Source organism: Phaeodactylibacter sp., from assembly GCF_022763345.1.
In the GTDB taxonomy this organism is placed as follows: Bacteria; Bacteroidota; Bacteroidia; order Chitinophagales; family Saprospiraceae; genus Phaeodactylibacter.
In genome coordinates this window covers 202,161-222,404 of record NZ_JALEGS010000068.1, presented here as the reverse complement: position 1 = coordinate 222,404, position 20,244 = coordinate 202,161, and the positions used below count along the sequence as shown (strand labels likewise).

General features: G+C 51.4%; 10 protein-coding genes. 6 read left to right on the top strand and 4 right to left on the bottom strand.

The genetic code is table 11. The features are described from left to right. The 3 genes from MRY86_RS19355 to MRY86_RS19345 form a co-directional block, all read right to left on the bottom strand. Nucleotides 1-3,022, bottom strand: a 3,022-nt coding sequence (locus MRY86_RS19355; RefSeq protein WP_293571829.1) for a hypothetical protein, incomplete at its 3' end; no start/stop codon positions are given. Between the two features lie 533 nt (nt 3,023-3,555). Further along, entirely contained in the window at nt 3,556-4,224 is a 669-nt protein-coding gene (locus MRY86_RS19350; protein WP_293571828.1) for a response regulator transcription factor, read from the bottom strand. A 429-nt stretch (nt 4,225-4,653) separates the two neighbouring features. Beyond that, nucleotides 4,654-5,322 carry a 4'-phosphopantetheinyl transferase family protein gene (locus MRY86_RS19345; RefSeq protein WP_293566854.1) on the bottom strand — a complete coding sequence of 223 codons (669 nt, stop codon included), beginning with the start codon at nt 5,320-5,322 and terminating at the stop codon, nt 4,654-4,656. 83 nt (nt 5,323-5,405) lie between these two features. Here MRY86_RS19345 and MRY86_RS19340 point away from each other — a divergent pair, with 83 nt between their 5' ends. Next, nucleotides 5,406-6,338 carry a WD40 repeat domain-containing protein gene (locus tag MRY86_RS19340; RefSeq protein ID WP_293566853.1) on the top strand — a complete coding sequence of 311 codons (933 nt, stop codon included), beginning with the start codon at nt 5,406-5,408 and terminating at the stop codon, nt 6,336-6,338. Beyond that, on the top strand, nt 6,335-8,611 hold the full coding sequence (locus MRY86_RS19335) for a hypothetical protein (protein WP_293566852.1): 2,277 nt from the start codon (nt 6,335-6,337) through the stop codon (nt 8,609-8,611). The genes MRY86_RS19340 and MRY86_RS19335 overlap by 4 nt, the downstream gene beginning before the upstream one ends. 7 nt (nt 8,612-8,618) lie before the next feature. On the opposite strand, the gene MRY86_RS19330 is transcribed toward MRY86_RS19335, so the two are convergent. Next, nucleotides 8,619-9,128 carry a hypothetical protein gene (locus MRY86_RS19330; protein ID WP_293566851.1) on the bottom strand — a complete coding sequence of 170 codons (510 nt, stop codon included), beginning with the start codon at nt 9,126-9,128 and terminating at the stop codon, nt 8,619-8,621. 231 nt (nt 9,129-9,359) lie between these two features. Between MRY86_RS19330 and dcd the strand changes: the two genes are divergently transcribed. The 4 genes from dcd to MRY86_RS19310 all read left to right on the top strand — a co-directional run bounded on the left by dcd (nt 9,360) and on the right by MRY86_RS19310 (nt 20,243). Further along, on the top strand, nt 9,360-9,896 hold the full coding sequence (dcd, locus tag MRY86_RS19325; protein WP_293566850.1) for a dCTP deaminase: 537 nt from the start codon (nt 9,360-9,362) through the stop codon (nt 9,894-9,896). Nucleotides 9,897-10,146: 250 nt separating this feature from the next. Next, entirely contained in the window at nt 10,147-12,894 is a 2,748-nt protein-coding gene (locus MRY86_RS19320; protein WP_293566849.1) for a carboxypeptidase regulatory-like domain-containing protein, read from the top strand. Nucleotides 12,895-13,020: 126 nt separating this feature from the next. Then, nucleotides 13,021-16,257, top strand: a complete 3,237-nt coding sequence (locus tag MRY86_RS19315; protein WP_293566848.1) for a UvrD-helicase domain-containing protein — start codon at nt 13,021-13,023, stop codon at nt 16,255-16,257. A 326-nt stretch (nt 16,258-16,583) separates the two neighbouring features. Then, complete coding sequence (locus MRY86_RS19310; protein ID WP_293571825.1) at nt 16,584-20,243, top strand: reprolysin-like metallopeptidase; 3,660 nt, start codon at nt 16,584-16,586, stop codon at nt 20,241-20,243. The last annotated feature ends 1 nt before the right edge of the window (nt 20,244 follow it).

Here is a 20,244-nt window from a genome sequence, read left to right as displayed (position 1 = left end):
TCTCCAGGGCGCCCTGGATCTTCTGTACAGACTCAGAGATTGTCGCTACGTCTGTGTCGTCTGGGCAATCAACAACTGGTGCTGTCTTGTCTTCGCCGGTAACATAGCCCCAGCATGGCTCGAAGCCTGCGCCAAGGTCTGCGGTTGAGGTAAAGGTGAAGTTTGTAACTTCCAAGAAGGAGTCATTGCCACTTGTTTGGAAGCCGTCACCCTCAACAGTGAAGATAATTTGAGCACCTGCTGGAATGTCCTCGCTGATAGAGCCAGAACCAGTATTCACGATATCGTTGTCAAAGTCAACATTCAATAGAATCGTTCCATCTACATCGATAATAATGATATCATCAACAAAGATAGCTTCCTGTTGCCAAGCATAATCGAAAGTAACTGTAGTTGCAAAAGGAGCAGCAATAGAAACTACTGCACCGTCATCAGCACCAGTAGTAATGGTCAGCTGGTCCTGAGTAAAGTCAACATCAGCCGGGTCAGCTGGGTCAAATTGGATAACATTCCAGTTCGACGGCGCGAAAGCGCCTACAAAACCATCGAACGCTCCGGTTCCAGTGGTAATCTCATAGATGAACTGACCATGACCGTCAAGGATATTGCCGTTAGATGGGTCATCATCGTTGACGATGTTAATTATGAAATCATCCTCAGTGGCACAGCCGAAGTTGCCTTCGAGTACCATATCTGCGGTAATTACGCGAGAGCAGTTGTCATCAAGCGTAACATTGATATTGTCATTACATGCCAGATTTGCTACAGGAGCAGCCTCCTGAGTAACGCTAACAGTGAAGGTCTCCGTGCGGCTGTTACCAGCTGCATCTTCCGCTTCGATCGTCACGGTGTATGGCCCCATGTTAGCAGGAGCAGCAAGAACGAATGTGTTGCCAGCGCCAGCTACTAAGGTAGCAGCGCCACTAACAGAAACATCTGGAGTAACGTCGCCATCGCAGTTATCGATAGCAGATACGTTGAACACCAGCATATGCACTGGGTCACCGCATGGGTCAAGTGCAATATTGTAGTTCTGAGATGGGTATACGATAACCGGAGCAGCGTTGTCAGGCTGGTCGGTTACCGTGAAGGTAGCCGTGCCTTCTGAAACTGCACCATCGTTGTCTTCGTAGGTAGCAACCAGTGTGTAAGAGCCCGCTGGGATACCAGACAGATTCCATACATACAGACCAGCTTCCGGATCAGATGCACCCGCATCAATTGCTGGAGCAGCCGCACCGTTCAGTGTGAAAGTAGCACCAGAAAGGTCAAAGTCACAATCATCTGTGATCTGCACCTGGAAGCTCAAATCAGCACCAGCAGTACATGCAGGCTCAAGGAAGCTCAGGTTGCCAGGCATAGTAATTGTTGCAGGCTGGTTGGCATCCTGTACAACAGTTACGCCATGGTCGACAGATACATCACGGTAACTGAACACAACGATGTATTCACCTGGAGTCATCACACCTGTTACCTCAAAGTATGCAAAGTCTTCCTGCGCATTAACGAAAGTCACGAAGAGCTCAGCTTGAGCACCAGCCGTCAAACCAACTGCATTGACTTGAATGTCTCCTGGTGCTACACCGCCATCTACAATATCACAATCATAGATATTGCCAGAGAAAGTAGCCAACACATCATCAGCACAAGCAGGTACTGAGAACTGCCCATTGCCAGAAATGTCTACAATTGGAGCAGGGCTGGCAGCCTGAGTTACATCTACTACAAAGCTGTAGTTAGAGCTGTTGCCGTAGTCGTCAGTAGCCGTGTAAGCTACGTCATAGGTACCCACACCGAGTACACCGCCGCTACCTGTGATAGCAGGATCTGTGTTTCCAGCATCGATAACCAGGTCTACGTCAAGGTCACAATCGTCAACAGCAGAAACAGTCCAGTTTACCGGAACGCCGCCATCCTGACAAGCAGGAATTTCAACGCTGATATCGCCAGGACCATAAATTTCAGGTGCACGTGCGTCTATAACTTCGACTTCAAACTCAATTGTAGTGTTGTTGCCGTTGGCATCTGTAGCACTAATGGTGATAGTGTTTGTACCAGTAGCAGCAAAAATATTGAGTGCATAAGCTGCATCAACTACATCCTGAGTGAAGCTTGCAGTAGGATTAACCGCAGGCTCAAGATCATTTTCGATCGTAACTTCAAAGTCAATTTCAGATGGGCTATCGCAGTCGTCAAAGGGAAAGACAGACCAAAGCAACTGCACGCCACACTCGCCCTCTGGCGGAGTATAGGTAAGCGTTGCTCCTGAGCCCAGATCGATTCCACCGGCTGCAGTCACATTAAGATCAGGTGCTGCATTATCCTGTGGAGTAAGGGTTACATCTAAGTCAACAGAAGAAACACAGCCGGTCTCGTCTGTGTCGTAGTTGCAACCGCCTGCATTACCAAGATCAAGACCAACCGTGTAGGTTGTGCCGCCTGGTGCTGCAGTCAGACCAGTGAACGTTACTTCCTGTTCAGCTTGAACGCCAAAGAAAGTAGTGCCGCCTAAAGAGATGTCATAAGTTGCTCCACATCCATCATCCTCTACTTCCACAGTGATAGTACCACTGGTTTCATCATCAGGACAGTAAGGGTTTGTTGTATCTACAAGAACAATAGAAGGCTGGCGGTTCTGAATGTCCGCGCCTTCAATTTGGCCAGTTGCAGATGAAACATTGGAAGCTGCACAGTTCGCAGTGATTGCGTAGTTGTAGGTCGTGCCTGGTGTCAGGGTACCTGCAACAATAGTCAGCTCAGTGGAGGTCATGTTGACAAAGTCGACAACCGGCTGGTTGCCATTCTCGATGTCAACGGTGTAAGTCTGTACCAGACCATCTGGGTCAGTAATGTCCCAGTCCAATACAACTACTCCATCACAGTTGTAGCTTACATCTACGTTCGATGGTGCCGGACAGTCCTGTGCAAAAGCCTGTGGAAGGCCCAGGAAAGTCAACAGTGCGAACGTAAGTACGCTTACTAGCTGAGATGGAGAAACGAATGTAAACTTCGTTTTTTCCATAAGATCACGATTTGTTTGAAATAATTAGATTAAAAAAGGTCGTTAAAAATTATTGTGCGATACTTGAGAATGCACCATTGTACATTTAAACTAGGTATCATCAAATGCTTAGGTCTGTTTTAAAACGGGGTCGTCGTACCTTAAATATCGAAACGCTGATAACGTAATACCATTACAGCGGAACTTACTTAAACAAATAAAGCTTATCGCCTGGTAAACCAAGGCATAAGCGCTGTTCAGTGTCTGGTAACATCTATGTGTGTCAGATGTTTCGTGAAAGAAATTGTCTTTTCGTTTGGGCATGAAATACAAAGAAGGAAACCAGTAGAACTACTGATATGCTCTTGATTCATGGGAGTCTTGTATTATTCAGACAAATGTAAAAAGACAAAACATAAAACCAACTAAATACCACACTCTTTAATGGCGGAAAATAGTTTTTGGATTTTTTGTCCTTTGTTTCAAATGCAATTTATTAGAATACAAATATAAAACTTTAGGTAGAAACTTTTATACCCTAAATGGGGTAAATCTCAAATCAATGCATGATCATGGGCCGCCTTGATCAAGCCTGCCGTGTTCGTCACCCCTAGTTTACGCATAATATTCTTTCTGTGGACCCCTACCGTTTGATCACTAATGAACAGCCGTTTACCGATTTCTTTATTGCTGAGTGCTTCTGCAATCAGGTTCAGGATTTCAAGCTCTCTTTTGGTAAGCAGATGCTGATTGACATACTGATCTGAGCGCTCATAGGAGGCATCGGCAGCCTTGAATCGTTTGCGACGGCCAGTCTCATTAAGGAATACGCCATTCCCAAAATAGGTTTCTTTTTTCTGGAGCGCTGACAGGGCTTTTTTCAACTCTCCCGGCGCCTTATTTTTGAGCAGGTAAGCATCTGCGCCAGCCTTAAACGCCGTTCGGACCAACCGGGGCTGATCATACATGCTCAGGACTAAAACTTGTATCTCCGTGCCTTCTTTTCTCAGGCGTTTGATCACCTCCGGGCCATCCATCTCCGGCATATTCATATCTATGAGTAACAGGTCAGGATTTTGCTGCTTTACTTTTTGATAGGCCTCAACTCCATTGGTCGCTACATCAACGACTTCAAGAAAGCTAAATGCCTCTTGCCGAAGTAGGCACTTTAAGCCTTCCAGAAAGATAGGATGGTCATCGGCTATGAGTGTCTTAATACTCATAATAGCATTTTTTTTTAGAGCCTGAAGCGGGCATTAGGCCCTTTTCAAACTCGCTGTTCATGGGAAATTTACAACGCTAACACCGCAACAACTTCGCACATTCAAGTGCTGCGGGTAGCTCTTGTTTATCGAGATTACTCAAAGGGGGGCTTATAAACAGGCTGTCGAAAATGTTTATAAAAGGCAGATGTGAAATAAATGTACGCAAAAATACAAGTTTTTCCAAGTCCTCAGCCCTGACTTCAGTGGAAGCAGCCAGGACGTGGTGTCATTGATACCCGAGGGTGAACAGCTTATTTTTGAGATACCTGTGGGGAACAGCGGCCGCTTAGGGGTGAGGGCTTACCAAATGAGCCAGCAGTGGTTAAGGCGAAAACGCACGGTAGCAAGCCCCTTTTTTGCCGACATTACGCCAGTGCCTTCCTTCTGTCAGGGTTTTGAATGGCTTGTTCGTGGCTCGGCAATGGCATAAACCAAAATATACGAACCAACAGACTGGTAAGTAATGGAAAACTGCCGCTGATATGCCGCTTTGCTGACCTGCCCCCTTACCTTTCCTTCCCGGCCTTCGCCATCTATAGGCCCAATCGCCATATGCTGGCAGAAGTCAAGCTGCCGGCGGCCATAAGCCTTGTACAAAGACTCCTTAGCCCCCCAAAGTACGTGCAACTGAAACAAGCGCTCCTCAGGGTCTGTGGCAAGGTGGTCTAATTCAGAGGCATTCAAGAAACGCTTGGCCAAACGTTCTATCTTGGGCACCCAATATTGTATATCTATCCCTACCACCTCTGGGGCTGCAATTGCGGCAGCTTTGTCATGAGAATGGCTGATGGAGATTTGAAAAGGAGAATCCTCTAAATGAGGCTTACCGTATTCATCTTTTTGGAACAATACCCGCTGTCGCCTGCCCGACATCTGATGGACCAATTGACGGGCAGCCAGCCATTCCAGCCTTCTGCGCCCTTTCAGCTTGTGTAATTGAGCAGCTTCCGGATCCTTCAAATCAAGACGACTCAGAAACCAATCCTCGGGTTCTTCGATATCCCAGACGCCGATCTCACCAACCGGCTCAATAGCATGATGCAAACTTAAGGGCATATTTTAATAAACTGTGCTTTATCGACTCTACAGCAACAAAAAAAGTACATATTCTGTTTTTTCATTCAAAACCCAGCTGATCTATGCCTCGCCTTAAAGTTGCAAAAATTGCTCAACTCACCGGTCATAATGCCTCTGTTTTTGCCCTGGGCGAAGACCAGGCGCCAAATACCTTCCTCTCCGGAGCCGGCGACGGATGGATCGTGCGCTGGAATTTAGACGAGCCGGAAAATGGCAGGCTTATCGCAAAGGTGGAAACGCAGGTCTTCTCTATTCTCCATCTTCCGGAACGCAATATGCTGATTGCAGGCAATATGAACGGGGGCGTACATTGGGTAGACCTCGAAAACCCAGAGAAAACCCGAAATATCGCTCATCACCAAAAGGGTGTTTTCGCCATCGAAGCCCTGGGGGACTACATCCTCACCGCAGGAGGACAGGGTATGCTGACCAAATGGGACCGGGCAACGGGCAAGGCCCTGGAAAGTATGCAACTCTCCAATCAGAGCCTCAGGAGCCTTGCTGTGTCACCAAATCAAAAAGAAATTGCAGTAGGGTCAAGCGATAATAGTATTTACCTTTTGGACGCTCAGACCCTTGCCATCCGCCACCATATAAAGGACGCCCACAGCAACTCTGTCTTTTCGCTAGCCTACCGTCCTGATGGAGCTTACCTGCTCAGCGGTGGCCGAGACGCTCACCTGAAGGTCTGGCAGTTAAACGGTACGCCTGAGTGTGTGAATGAAAAGCCTGCCCATTGGTTTACAATCAACAGCATCGTGTTCAGTCCCTGTGGGCGCTGGTTCGCAACCGGTAGCCGGGATAAAACTCTGAAAATCTGGGACGCCAAATCTTTTGAACTGCTCAAAGTGCTGGAGACCATTCGGGATAAAGGGCACCTTAATTCCGTAAACCGCCTATTCTGGACGCCTTATAAAAATTACCTGATTTCCGCCAGCGATGATCGTAGCCTGATCATTTGGGAGGTCAGCCCTGCTAACGACACCAACGTATGAAACGACTTAGTGCCCTGGCGTACTGTAGCCTTATTATAGCTCTAAGCTTGCACTGCTCCGATCATAAGCAAGTGGCCGCAAAAGCTTCCGTTACCAACCTCCCACACCTGGATACCCTGAGACAGCATTTCTGGCAGTCCAAAGCTATTACAGTAGTCTACCCGGCTTCCATGGACTCTATTCTAAATACGCTTTCCACAGCACTGGACCCTTTTGAAGTCCGCATGGTAGACGCGAAACAAGCCAAACCGGAAGACCTGAAGGGCAGCCTTTTTCTGATCGGCACCCCGGAAAACAACCCCTGGATTTGTAATACACCGCTCCGTCCGGCTATCCGCTTTCAGCCTCCATCCATACTGCTCAATGGGCAAGCTGTTCCGGAAGACGCTGTAGCGTTCCTCTCTTTTTACCCCAACCCGCGCGACCCGTTCTTTCCGATGTTCCTGGCTACTGCAAGTGACGAAAGGCAGCTCAGGGAGGCTCTCGCCCAACGAATAAGAGAAGGCTTTTCGGCTTTTGGCTGGGGAGGCTGGCAGTATGAGGTTTACCAGGGCCCTTATCGCATCCGATGTGGAAAGTACCATCCTAAAGATTGGACGCCGGAGGCTGAACAGCAATTTCAGGCCGCCTCAACTGATTTGGTACCCCCTTCTGCCGCCTGTTTCGAATACCACTGGCATGGCGATAGTACGAATATTGCAAGTTTCCGGTCATTTGCGCAGGCCTGCGACCAACAGGCAGCCGCTGTTCTGGCTTTTTGCGGCACAAGTTGGAGTGGGGGCCCCATCCCGGTTCATGGTTTCCCTGGCATGGAGGCCAAAGGAATGGCCCTGAATAACACGTCCCCACTACAAGTCAGCATCGATGCTAACAGAGTAGATGCCATCGTGGATCCAATTTATGCGACTTACTGGCTGGGGCCTCAAAATCAATACTTGCTCCGGAAAATACTGGAGGCACCTCAATTCCCAATACTTGAAGCGGGGCTTGCGCTTAGGTTTAACCCAGATTGGCAGAAACAGGGAATAACCTACTGGAAGCGCCGTTTGGCCCATACCGGGCTATTGCCCGCACTTTCCGAGTTGGAAGCATTCTGGTCCGACGAATATCAGTCGCCCTTTCTCAGGCAGCTTACGGCGGCCGCCTTTTGCGACTTCCTGTTGCAGCAATGGGGAAAAGCGGCTTTTCTGGAAAACTATGCCAACTGGCGGCCCGATGCGGCAGCACTACTTTCTATGGAGAGGGATTGGCGGGGCTACCTTTTGGAAAATGCAATCATACCCGAACCCCGGGAGACGGGCACAGCCCCCTACTTGAAAGGCTTCAACTTCGCGCACGAAGGTTATGCCATTTACAACGGCTACGGCTCTGAGCTCGCCGCCGGGATGCTGGAGGAGCAGTTCAATCTGGGCGCTAATGCCGTGGCGATCGTCCCCTATTCCTACATGCGCACTCCCAACGCACCTCAACCCCTGTCCATCATGAGCCGTGCGGGCACTGAAAACGATGAAAGTGTCATCCGCGACCTTGTCTACGCCCGTCAACTGGGCTTGCAAACCGTCCTCAAGCCACAAATATGGATGGGCGGTGGCCACTGGCCCGGCGATGTAAAAATGGACAACGAAGCAGATTGGGAGGCCTTCTTCGGGCACTACACCCGCTGGATTGTGCACTATGCGCTAATGGCGGAGGTTTATGAAGCTGACGTTTTTTGTGTCGGCGTGGAATTCGCGCAGGCAACGATCGCCCGGTCAGATGCCTGGCGGGAAGTCATTCAAACCGTCCGGGCCCTTTACAGCGGCCAACTGACCTATGCCGCCAACTGGGGCCCTGAGTTTGAAAGGCTGACGTTCTGGGACGAGCTCGACCTGATCGGGCTGAATTGTTATTACCCGCTGAGTGAAGCCCAAAATCCATCAGAGGCTGAATTGTCCGAACGGTTTGAGCAAATACTTCAGAAGGCCCGGGCCGTTTCCAAAACCTTCGGTCGCCCTTTGGTCCTTACAGAAATCGGTTTCACCAGTACCGCCAACCCCTGGCAGCAGCCTCACCTTGACGGAGACGGCCAAACTTACTCAGGTTCAGCCCAGCTCCGGTGCTACCATATCGTCACACAGGCGCTCGCCAGGTCCACAGACTGGTGCCGGGGCGTGCTTTGGTGGAAATACCCAAGCTACCCTACGCTTGGCGGCGAGGGGCATACTGGTTTCACGCCAAATAATAAACCAGCCGAAGAGCAATTACCTGAGCTCTTCGGTCAGTTACCACGATAATACGATTTTACTGTTCCACTTCCGTCACCAGCCACCACAGGTACTCGCTCACCTGATTGAAGGAGCCGGGCGCATTGGGAAAACTGGCGTTGCGGCGGTAAATCAAGTTGCGCTTCTGTCCGTCAACTTCTACCCGGATAATGTGGTCTTCACCGTTTTGATGGGCGGGGGCACCGAAGGCATTTCCGTTCAAACTTAGCAATCCAGCATTTTTGATCCGGTCTTTTAGAGCCAGCAGCTGATTACCATTCAGGGGGATACCCTCTAGCACGGTTTGAGCACTATACTGCACGGGCTGAGCACTATAGCCTCCCGGCGTACTTTCGTGGTAGTTTTTGGACTGATGAGAAATGTAGCCATCCTGTACGACAATCAGATCGTGGGGCGTTTCGAAGTAAATTTTAAGGTCTGTGCCTGGTTTTTGTTCCGGGCGGGACAGCTCCTGATAAGGAATAACCTGAGCGGTCAACTGCAGGCTCACTGCAAACAGGGCAAAAAGCAAAACTGCCTTTTTCATAGCGTCGTCAAATTTTGGGTGTTCGAAAAGAAAACGCGAATAGGTTTTCAAGAAAGTCGTATTTCGAGGTACAGTAACGCAACAGCCCCTGCCCTAAATTGCATAAATTGACATTTTTTTCATGTGTCTCGGAGATTTTAACCCTCCCTCTCAATAAAACAGGTGCAACAACAGTCCATGCCGGAAAAATCCAATACCTTAGCGGGCTAACCATTGAGACTACAGCAGGCTATGATCTTATCTGATACCCGTATTCTGGAAAGTATTGAACAGGGAGAGATTGTCATTGAACCCTTTCGCCCCGATTGCCTCGGCACCAATTCCTATGATGTGCACCTGGGCAAGACGCTGGCCATTTACAAAGATCATATCCTCGACGCAAGGCGGCACAACCGGATTGAGTACCTCGAAATACCGGAAACCGGCTTTGTCCTCCACCCCAACACCCTGTACCTGGGCGTTACCGAAGAGTACACCGAGACACACAACTCGGTACCTTTCCTGGAAGGCAAGTCTAGTGTGGGCCGCCTCGGCATCGACATCCATGCTACGGCAGGCAAAGGCGACGTTGGCTTTTGCAACACCTGGACGCTCGAGATTTCCTGCACCCACCCCGTTAGGGTCTATGCGGGCATGCCTATCGGACAACTGATTTACTTTCAGGTAGAAGGCACCATTCAAAATTATTATAACAAGAAAGAAAACGCCAAGTACACGGAACGTACTGAAAAGCCCGTTGAAAGCATGATGTGGCGCAATAAGTTTTAACCCTTAGAGTGAGCACTAAATTCATAGTTTTCGTATTTTTAGGCTTTTAAGCACAAAATTCCCTCTACAGTAGCGGTCAACCTGACTACCCTCAGTTCACCGCTAGCTACTGCCTCAGCACGCCTTTTTTGAGAATCGGATTCGAAAAACACCTCCCCCATTCCGGTAAGCAGCTGTTGGTTGCCTGCCATGTCTATCATTTGTCCCTTTGGGGATGAATGAATAATTGTGAACAACAAACATAATCCCAATGGTACATCGAATCCTCTGCCTGGCACTCGCCAGCATGCTGCTGCAGTTTTCAGCCGCAGCACAAACAATTGACCCTGAATTTTCCCCCCTGATCACGCGGCCCGGTGATGTGGAGAAGCTTAGACTCCTCCCCGACGGTAAATTTATTGCTGCCGGCTCCTTCACCATGGCCAACCGGATTGAAGAATCAAGCGTGGCCCGTTTTAATGCGGATGGCACGCTGGACCAGTCCTTTCAGGCCAGCATCCCTTTCTCGGTTACGGCACTGGCCATTCAGCCGGATGGCAAAGTGATCATCGGCGGCTCCTTCACGGACTCCAATACAGATGAGCTCCACATCCTAAGACTAAACACCGACGGCAGCCAGGACCTGAGCTTCCAGGCCGGAACCATACCGGCGGGCACCATCAACGATATTGAAGTGGAGTTTAATGGCACCATTCTCGTGGGCGGTGCTTTTACGATTTTCGATGGCATGCAGGCACAGGGGCTGGTGCGATTGAATACGAGTGGCAGCCTGAACCAGATCATCCCACTCAACCCCGGCACCACCATTTTCGTTAGTGACCTGATCACACAGGTGAACGGTCGCTTTGCTATTGGCGGTACGATTATCGGTGGCCCCAACGGGCCGGAAGGGTACATCAGCTACCGGACCTACAACGGGCAACCTGTTAACAACTTTACCTTTTCTTCTGACCTTCCGGGCGTCAACAACTTCATGACCTCTATCCGGGATATCGCCCTTGACAACTTGGGGCGCATTGTACTGACCTCAAGCACCTTCCTGGTCCGGTATGCGGTGGTGGTCCTGAATGTAGATGGCAGCATCAACAACTGGAGCGACATCTTCGGCATTCCTATGGCACTGGCGCTTTCTCCGGGCGGCGACATTATGATTGCCGGTGAGTTCAACAACACCAATGCTGTACACCGGTATGTGCCCAATGCAGGCTTAGACTACTACGATTTTGGTGCTGGTGCAGATGGCGTAATCCGGCAGTTGGCTTTTTATCAGGATGGCAGCTACGTTATCGGTGGAAATTTCAGCGCATTCAACGGGCAGCCAACGCTGGGCCTGGCACATTTTGATGAGCAGGGCATTCCGGACCTCGCTTTTGACGCCATGCTTGAGCGCCCGGGCCGCATCAACTCCATCACCCGCTATGATGACAACCGCGTCTGCATAGGTGGCGACTTTGCAATGATCGGAGACATGCATAGCGTCAACGTCGCCCGCCTGATGCTGAGCAACGGCAGTATTGATCCCGCTTTTAACAGCCCAAACATCAGTTACCGAAATACCATCAATACTGTAGCAGTCGATACAGAAGGGCGTATGCTGCTGGGCGGCACCAATAATGCCACGGGCAACAGCATGGGGCAGTCTCCCCTGCTGCGGCTTACGCCAAACGGGGCAATTGACCCTGCCTTCACCATTAGCCCGCTCCCCCTCGGCGACATTCTGCACATCTTGCCGCTGCCCGGCGGACAAGTCCTGACCGGTGGCGACTTTACAGTATTTGATCCGGGCATCGTCGCCCAAAATTTTGCCCTGTTTAACTTCAACGGCACGCTTAATGAAACCTTTTCTGACCGGATCAGCGGGGAAGCCGGTGGGCTATTCCGGCGGGCGGACGGCCGCATTCTGATTGCCGGGGAAAATATCAGCCTGGACGGAGGGCCTGCCTCTACCCTGCTGCAACTCAGCACTAACCTACAGCCCGATCCTACTTTCAATGCCCCCGCCAACCTGGTTTGCACCGGCGATTGCCAAATCAGCTTTGCAGAGCAGCCCGACGGAGCGTTGCTGCTTGCCGGGCAGTTTGCGGTTGGGCCAGACTCCTGCCTCACACGGCTGCTGCCGAATGGCCAGCTGGACCCTGCCTTCGACCTGCCTGGTTTCTTTAGTTCAGCTACCGGAGCGGAGGAAGGTGCCCCGGCCTTTGTCGGGCTGCTCGCCAATGAAAGCATTCTAACGGTTGGGCCTGTGGATTCAATCGGTAATACCCCCATCCCGCAGATGGTCCTGCTCGAAAACAACGGCCTGCTCCTGGAAACGCTCGATGAGGAAGGCTTTGAAACGCAGCGCATCCGCACTGCTCTGGTGTTGGATGAGAACACCTTCCTGATTGGTGGCCAGCTGGAAGATGCCGCACGGCCTAACCACTACGGACTGGCACGCGTGAGTGTTCCGATTGTCATCGAAGGCCTGATTCGGGGGCAGGTACGCACGAAGACTGGTGAACCCATCGTCGGAGCATTTGTAACCCTAAGCGGCAGTGCTAACGGCAGCACCATAACGGACAATAACGGGGAATTTGGCTTTATCCATCTCGAAGCTGGGCTGCCTTATTCCGTAACGGTTAGCCTGGATGAACAGCCTTTTAACGGTGTATCTACCTTCGACCTGATCCTTATTAATCAGCACATCCTTGGCATTCAGCCCTTTGGTGACCCTTACAGCTACCTGGCAGCGGATATCAACAACACCAGTTCGATTACCATTCTCGACATGATTGGCATCCGGCGGGCGATACTAGGTCAGGTCAGCACCCTGGGCAATAGCCCAAGCTGGAAATTCCTGACGGCGGATTACAGTTTCCCTAACCCTCAGAATCCATGGCTGGAAGACCTCCCCACCGCTATAGAAATCAATGAATTGCCTTCAACTGGAGTTACCGATGCAGACTTCATAGGTATAAAGATGGGGGACATCAACGGCGATGCCGACCCCGGCAACTAAAAAATAGTCCAATCACGAGCCTACCGGGCAGGAAATCACGATGTTTTCCTGCCCGGTTTTTTATTTCTCTCCGATCGCGCTATCTTGATCCCATCCAGGCACAAAGCAGCAGGCAAACGAATTTTTATGAATTTACGCATTATCTCCGCCGGCGCAGGCAGTGGCAAGACCTATCGCCTCACGCAGGAAATGACAGAACTTCTGGAAAAAGATGTTCGCGCCAGTGGCATCATCGCTACGACCTTCACCAACAAGGCCGCTGCAGAGTTGCAGGAACGGGTACGCGTCAGCCTGCTCGCCAAAGGCCGTATTGCCGAAGCCGATCAGCTGAGCAATGCCATGATCGGGACCGTCCACAGCCTGGGCGTACGGTTGTTGCAACGGTTTGCTTTTGAAGCGGGCGTTTCCCCACAGGTGGACATTATCGCCGATGAGGACCAGCAGCACCTTTTCAATCAATCGCTGGCAACGGTACTGACAGAAGAGCGGGTAGACCAGATGGAAGCTCTGAGCGAACGGCTCGGCCTGACTGCCCAAAGTTACAGCGACTGGCGTCATGTGCTCAAACAGCTCACCGAGATCATCCGCTCCAATAATTTTCCGGCGACAGTTATATCGGAAAGCAAGGCCAAATCCGTAAAGACTTTCCTTGAACTGCTCGGCGACCCCAAACCTTTGTCGGGTGAAAGCTATGAGGACCGGTTGCGCACTTTGCTTCAGGCTACCATTTCCAGGCTGGAGCACAACGAGGACCATACCAAGAAGACCCAGGGCGCTGTAAGTACCCTCAAGAGCATGCAACGTACTTTGGAAAACCGCGGGCACCTGTTCTGGCATGAGTGGGCCAAAATTTCGAAGCTCGGCGTGGGTGCTAAAAGCCGGGAAGAGGCTGAAGACCTTCTCGAATTTGCTTACCAACACTATCAGCACCCGGATTTCCACCGTGACATACAGAACTTTACCTACCTCCTCTTTGACCTGGCGCAGGCGGCTATTGAGGAGTTTGACCAATACAAGAAAAAAAGGGGGCTGATCGACTACACGGACATGGAAACGCTGGTCAATCAGCTCCTGGACCAGCCTCCGATCAAGGCCGTTCTACAGGCGGAGATTGACCTTCTGATGGTCGACGAATTTCAGGATACCAGCCCTCTTCAGCTCGAAATATTCCTAAAACTCTCCCGCATTGCCCGCTACTCTGTATGGGTGGGCGACCCCAAGCAGTCGATCTATGGCTTCCGGGGGGCAGACCCCGAGCTGATGCAAGCTATCATTCAGCAGCAGGGCGGTATTGACCCAAAAGACATTCAGGAGTTCTCCTGGCGCTCCCGCGAATTGATTGTCAATACGACCAACGCCCTGTTCACCAAAGCCTTCCCCGATCTTCCGCAGGAGCAGGTAGCCCTGAAAGCCAAGCGATGCCGGGACGGCAAGAATAACCCAGACTGCAAAAACGACGGCCCGGAACCTGCTGAGCTGGGCTATCCGCTGATCCACTGGCATTTTTTGCAGGAGGAAGGCAAACGCGCCCCCGGCCGCCCCTGGATGGAGAACTGCCTGGCAGACACGCTGCGGCAGTGGCTGGAAAAAGGGCATTACACCGAGCCTAAATCAGGCGGTCCACCCCGGCAGGTACGCCCGGGCGATGTAGCTATTCTTTGCCGGTCCAACAACAATTGCCAGGCCATGGCAGAAGCGCTGCACAGAGCCGGGCTCAAAGCGGCAATCTCAAGAGCGGGGCTGTTGCGTACGGCGGAAGCCCGTTATATCCTGGCCTGCCTGAAATACCTGATCAACCCTTATGATGACTTATCGGTAGCAGAGGTTTTAATGCTTTACGGAAGCCATGACCTGGAAACAATTGTCGAAAGCCGGCTCAGTTACGTCGCGGCAAAGGAAGCCAGGGAGAAAGGGCTCCAACCCTGGGAGTCCGAAGCCGAAATCATCCAGCAATTAAAGAGCCTGCGCAAAAACACGCTGGAGCTATCCAGCGCAGAAACCCTGGACTTGCTCATGGAACGGCTACAGGTCAGACGTACCGTTGCCCGCTGGGGGAATACCCGACAACGGCTAAGCAACGTGGACGTGCTGCGCCAATACGCGCTGCAGTACGAATCGGCCTGCAACCGGATGCACTCAGCGGCTTCTACCGGTGGCTTCCTACTCTGGCTGAATGCGTTGGAAAAGGATGGCAACGACCTGCAGGGTTCCGGTGAAGGGCCTGATGCGGTCAATGTACTGACCTACCACCGCAGCAAAGGCCTGGAATGGCCGGTTGTCATCTGCCATGACCTGGAAAACAACCTGAGAGCCGACCCCTGGGGCATTGACATCATCTCAGAGACCGATCAGGTGGACCTCGACAACGTGCTCGGCGGGCGGTGGCTTCGGTACTGGGTTAACCCTTACGACAAGCAGTACAAAAATACCTATTGGGACGAGCAACTGCAAAGCAGCCCGGCCAGTGTCAGAGCCCGAAAGCAGGCCCTTGCAGAAGAAGCCCGGCTGCTCTACGTAGGTATTACCCGTGCGCGGGATTACCTCATTTTTCCCACCCGTGAAAGCCCGGCCAAATGGCTTAACCGCACCTGGCATGCTGGAGAAGAAGCCCACCCCACCCTTGAGCCTGGCAACGTGGAAACCCCGTGGAGCTGGGCAGATGAATTCATTAATATCGAAGCAGAAATCTTCACTTATGAAAGAAGCTTTGAACCAGCCGGAGCAGAAGTTGCTGAAGCGATAACTTTCCTCCGCACGCCTGCCGGACCGGGCAAGCATGAACATTTTGACTACCTCTTCCCACAAGATCAGGTGGAAGACGCCCGCGTGCATCCGCTTCCGGCTTATGCTTATGCTACCCCAATGGCGCTGTCCGAGGGAGAAGACCGCATAGCTGCACTGCGCGCGGTTACCGCCTTTTTGTTCGCGGATCAGCCGAACCACGATACCACAGGTCGAACGGACGCGGCACTGCGTTTTCTGCAACGGTACGAACTGGAGCACCTGCCGCCACGCACGATATTGCAACAAGCCGATGCCTGGCATAAGGGGCTGGACCGGCAATTCCAGCCCCAGGCTCATTACCGGCAGTATCCCTTGCATTTCTTTTACAAGGGCCGGCTTTTTCAAGACTATTTGCACCACTTGATACTGAAACCCGATGAAGCCATCATAATACAGCACCTCCGACATGACCAAAATGATGGCAGAAAACTGGGTGCTGTGGCGCAACGTAAAATGGGCGGCTGGGCATTTCTGGCTATGCGCGGCATTAAGGCCGTACTTGGGCAGCCCAGAGTCCGCTGCCTGATCCACTTCCCGTTGAGTGGCCAATGGGTGGAACTGGAGGAGGAAAAGCCTTGAAAATGCCGATTTTCTACCAATGACCGCCATATCCCGACAAACAATATTGGCATCTTCTTTACAGGAATAGGTGAATACTAGTAAATTTGTGTCTATTCATTAGGATGCAGCCCGCTGATTGCCAAACTTTATTGCTTAAAACCGGGACTTTTCCAATGAGCCGTACTCTCCTGAGCCCGGCACAAAGGGAGTGTCCTTTTTAAAGAAGCCCTCAAAAAAACCACTGAAAGCAAGACTTAACTGCGCCAAACAAAGTGCAGCAATTATATCATCAGGCCCGGCCCTGAATTTATGGATCAAGGTCATTGCAGAACAACTGTAGAATTATGAAATCATTGTTTACTTTTCTCCTTAGTTTATTTATCCTCGGCTTTGCGGGGGCGCAGTCCAGTTTTTGGACAGATGTTAGCGAACAGCGCATCATGCTCCCTATGGAGTCTGAGGTCGCAATCACCGCAACCCAATACCGCACTCTGGCGCTGGAGTATGAGGCATTTGTGGAACAGATTGCCAATGCGCCGCTTGCATTCACAGCAACGGCTCAGAATGCTCCTGCTGAAATTGAACTCCCGCTTCCGGATGGCACGATTGAGAAGTTTGAAGTTGTGGAGTCAAGAATCATGGCGCCTGAGCTGGCTGCAAAATACCCCTATATCAAAGCTTACACAGCGATCAGCAAAGACCGCCCGCTCGTTACGGCGCGCTTCGAAGTAACAACCAAAGGGATTAGCGCAGGGATCAACACCCCTGAGGGCCGTGTACACGTGGAGCCTTATGCTTCTCACCAGAACCGTTACTTCATCAGCTACTACAAACGCCATCAGCAGCTCGAAGAAACGCCCGTGCTCACTTGTGGTTTTGACAATCATGCCGAAGAGATGCTGGCTGAAGTCCATCAGGAACGCACTCGGGAATCGGAAGAACTGTCCTTCCGCAGTACAGCTGGTGCGGCTTTACCCTTGCGTACCTACCGCATGGCGCTGGTTTGTACGGGTGAGTTCGCACAGGGGCAGGGCGGCACCATGGATGATGTCATGAGTGCCTATGCTGTGGCCCTCAACCGGATGAATGAGGTGTTCCAGTCAGAAGTCTCTGTTGCCATGGAGCTTATTCCCAATAACGATGAATTGATTCACCTGGACCCCGGCACAGACCCTTTCAATAATGCAAACATGGGAGGCGCCCTGCTTGGGCAAAACCAAGACTTTTTGAACGGCGCTATCGGGTTGAACAGCTTTGACATTGGTCATATCTTCACCGGAGGTTGTACGGACGTAGGCGGCGTGGTAAGCGGTGCGGTATGTACCCCCGGCAAAGGACGGGGCGTGACCTGTTTTTCCTTTAGCAACGTTGTAGCCATCGTGGACCGGATTGTTACGCATGAGGTCGGCCATCAGTTTTCTGCTGGCCACAGCTGGAATAACTGCCCGGGTATTTTGGAGCAGTTGTCCAGCTCGAACGCCTACGAGCCAGGCAGCGGCAGTACCATCATGTCTTACGCCGGCTCTTGTGGCAACCAGAATATAGTCACCAATAACGACGACTACTACAACATCGGCTCTCTGGAAGACTTCATTGGTTTTTCACGACAGGGTACCGGGTCTGACTGCGGAACAGAAACCATTACGGACAACCACGAGCCCGTCATACAGATGGACTATGAAGATGGTTTCTTTATTCCCATCTCCACGCCATTTAGATTAAGTGCGTCAGCTACCGATGAAGACGAGGATAACCTGACCTACGTATGGGAGCAGTTTGACCTCGGCCCGGTATCTCCAATTGGCGAGCCTTTTGGCAATGCGCCGCTTTTCCGGACTTTCGCACCTTCGCCTTCCGGCCACACCAGGACTTTCCCCCGTCTCAACAAAATTATCAACAACAACTACGATGCTTCGGAAGTACTCCCCACGTACAGCAGGGATATGACTTTCCAGTTTGTCGTCCGTGACAACAACGTCAACCATGGTTCTGCCGTTTGGCAACCTGTCGCATTTAAGGCAGACGAAACAGCCGGGCCTTTTGTGGTGCTGACCGGTAATGAAAACGGCCTAAGCTGGACCGGGGGGGACTACCGCGAAGTGACCTGGGATGTGGCCAACACCACCAACCCACGCGTCAACTGCCAGTATGTGGATGTGCTGCTTTCTGTGGATGGTGGTTTCACCTATCCCTACACCCTGCTGGAAGCGACGCCAAACGACGGCTCAGCCTTTGTAGATGTACCGGACGTAGCCACCGAAGACGCCCGTATCCGCATACAGGCTTCTGATAATATTTTCTTCGACATCAATGATTTTGACTTTACGATTGAGGCCGCTACCGAGCCGGGCTATGCGATGAGCGTGGCACCTGCTACTTTTCCACTGGTGTGCCTGCCAAGCGAAGCTTTGAGCATCGAAATCAGCACCAGCGCAATCCTTGGGTTCGACACCACGCTGATGCTGAGCCTTGTAGGTGAACTGCCCGCGGGTTCTTCTGCTACCTTTACCTCGGACACACTAGCCGTAGGCGCATCAACCTTCCTGAACCTTGATATCGCTCCTAACCAGGGCAGGGACACCCTTGACCTACTTGTGCAGGCGATGGTTCCCGGCGTTGATACTTCCTTCCGGGAAATTCGGGTGATCACCTTATCCAGTGATTATTCGGAGCTGGAAATGCTTACGCCCGTTGATGGCGAATCCGGCATTGTTTTCAGTTCAGATTTCAGCTGGCTGGACGTACCGAGTGCCGACCTTTATGATATTCAGATTGCTACCAGCCCTACTTTTGAGGAGGGTACCATCTTTGAGGAGGCTTTGGGGCTCACCGAAGCAGCCTACCAACCGGAAGGTTTCTTCGAGCAAAACCAGCTCTACTTCTGGCGCATACGCCCCGGTAACGATTGCGGACTAGGAAATTATCTGGAGCCTAATGCCTTCCGAACTTCCAGTGTAGACTGTGAAAACAACTTACCGGTAGACTTACCCATAAACCTCTCAAATAACCCCGGGGTACGGACCTCCAAGATTTTCGTTGCTGAAAGCGGCACTATCAGTGATATCAATATTGATGAGCTGGAAATCCCCTATCAAACAGTGAATGTACTTCGGGTGTCGGTGATCAGCCCTGCCGGGACCCGGGTGGTCTTGTTCAATCAGTCCTGCTTCGGCTCTCCGCTACTTCGGGCTTCCTTTGACGATGAAGCCCCAAACCCAATTGCCTGCCCCCCTATCACGACGATTCCGGTAAAGCCACATGAACCGCTCTCTGCCTTTGACGGAGAAGACACTTTTGGGGAATGGACACTGGAAGTTGAAATAACCCAGCAAGGTACCGGAGGTGGCGCATTGGAAAAGTGGGGACTGGAATTCTGTGCAGCTATAACACCCTCTTCCCCTGCATTGATCAGGAACGAAGTCCTCGCTGTACCTCCCGGTGGTGGCAACACCATCACAGTGAATGAACTGGAGGTACAGGATAGTGAAAGTGCGCCGCAAGAACTTGAGTACACCATTGTCACCCTTCCCGAAAACGGCCAGCTTTTCCGTGGGGGCGACCTGCTTGGCGTAGGTGACGAATTTACCCAGCAGACAATCAACCTGTTCAACCTGACCTACGTGCACGATGGCAGTAATACGGAAACGGATGCGTTTACCTTTATTGTGGAGAACCCGGAGGGCGGATGGATTCCTACGCAGACTTTCAGCATACAGATCGATGAAAATGCGACCGTTGGCACTGCTGACCAAAGACTGGATGAAACGCTCAAAGTATTCCCTAACCCTACCCGGGATATGTTGAATGTAGCGTTTGGGCAAGCCATTGATGGCACCGTAGCTTTGCAATTGATTAATTTGCAGGGACAAGTCATCACTCAACAGGCCTACAACAGTATTAGTGGAACCGTTACATTAAATGTTGATCAACTTCCAAAGGGCATTTACCTCCTTACCGTTCAGACGGAAAAAGGGCTGGTCAGCAGAAAAGTATCTGTACAATAAA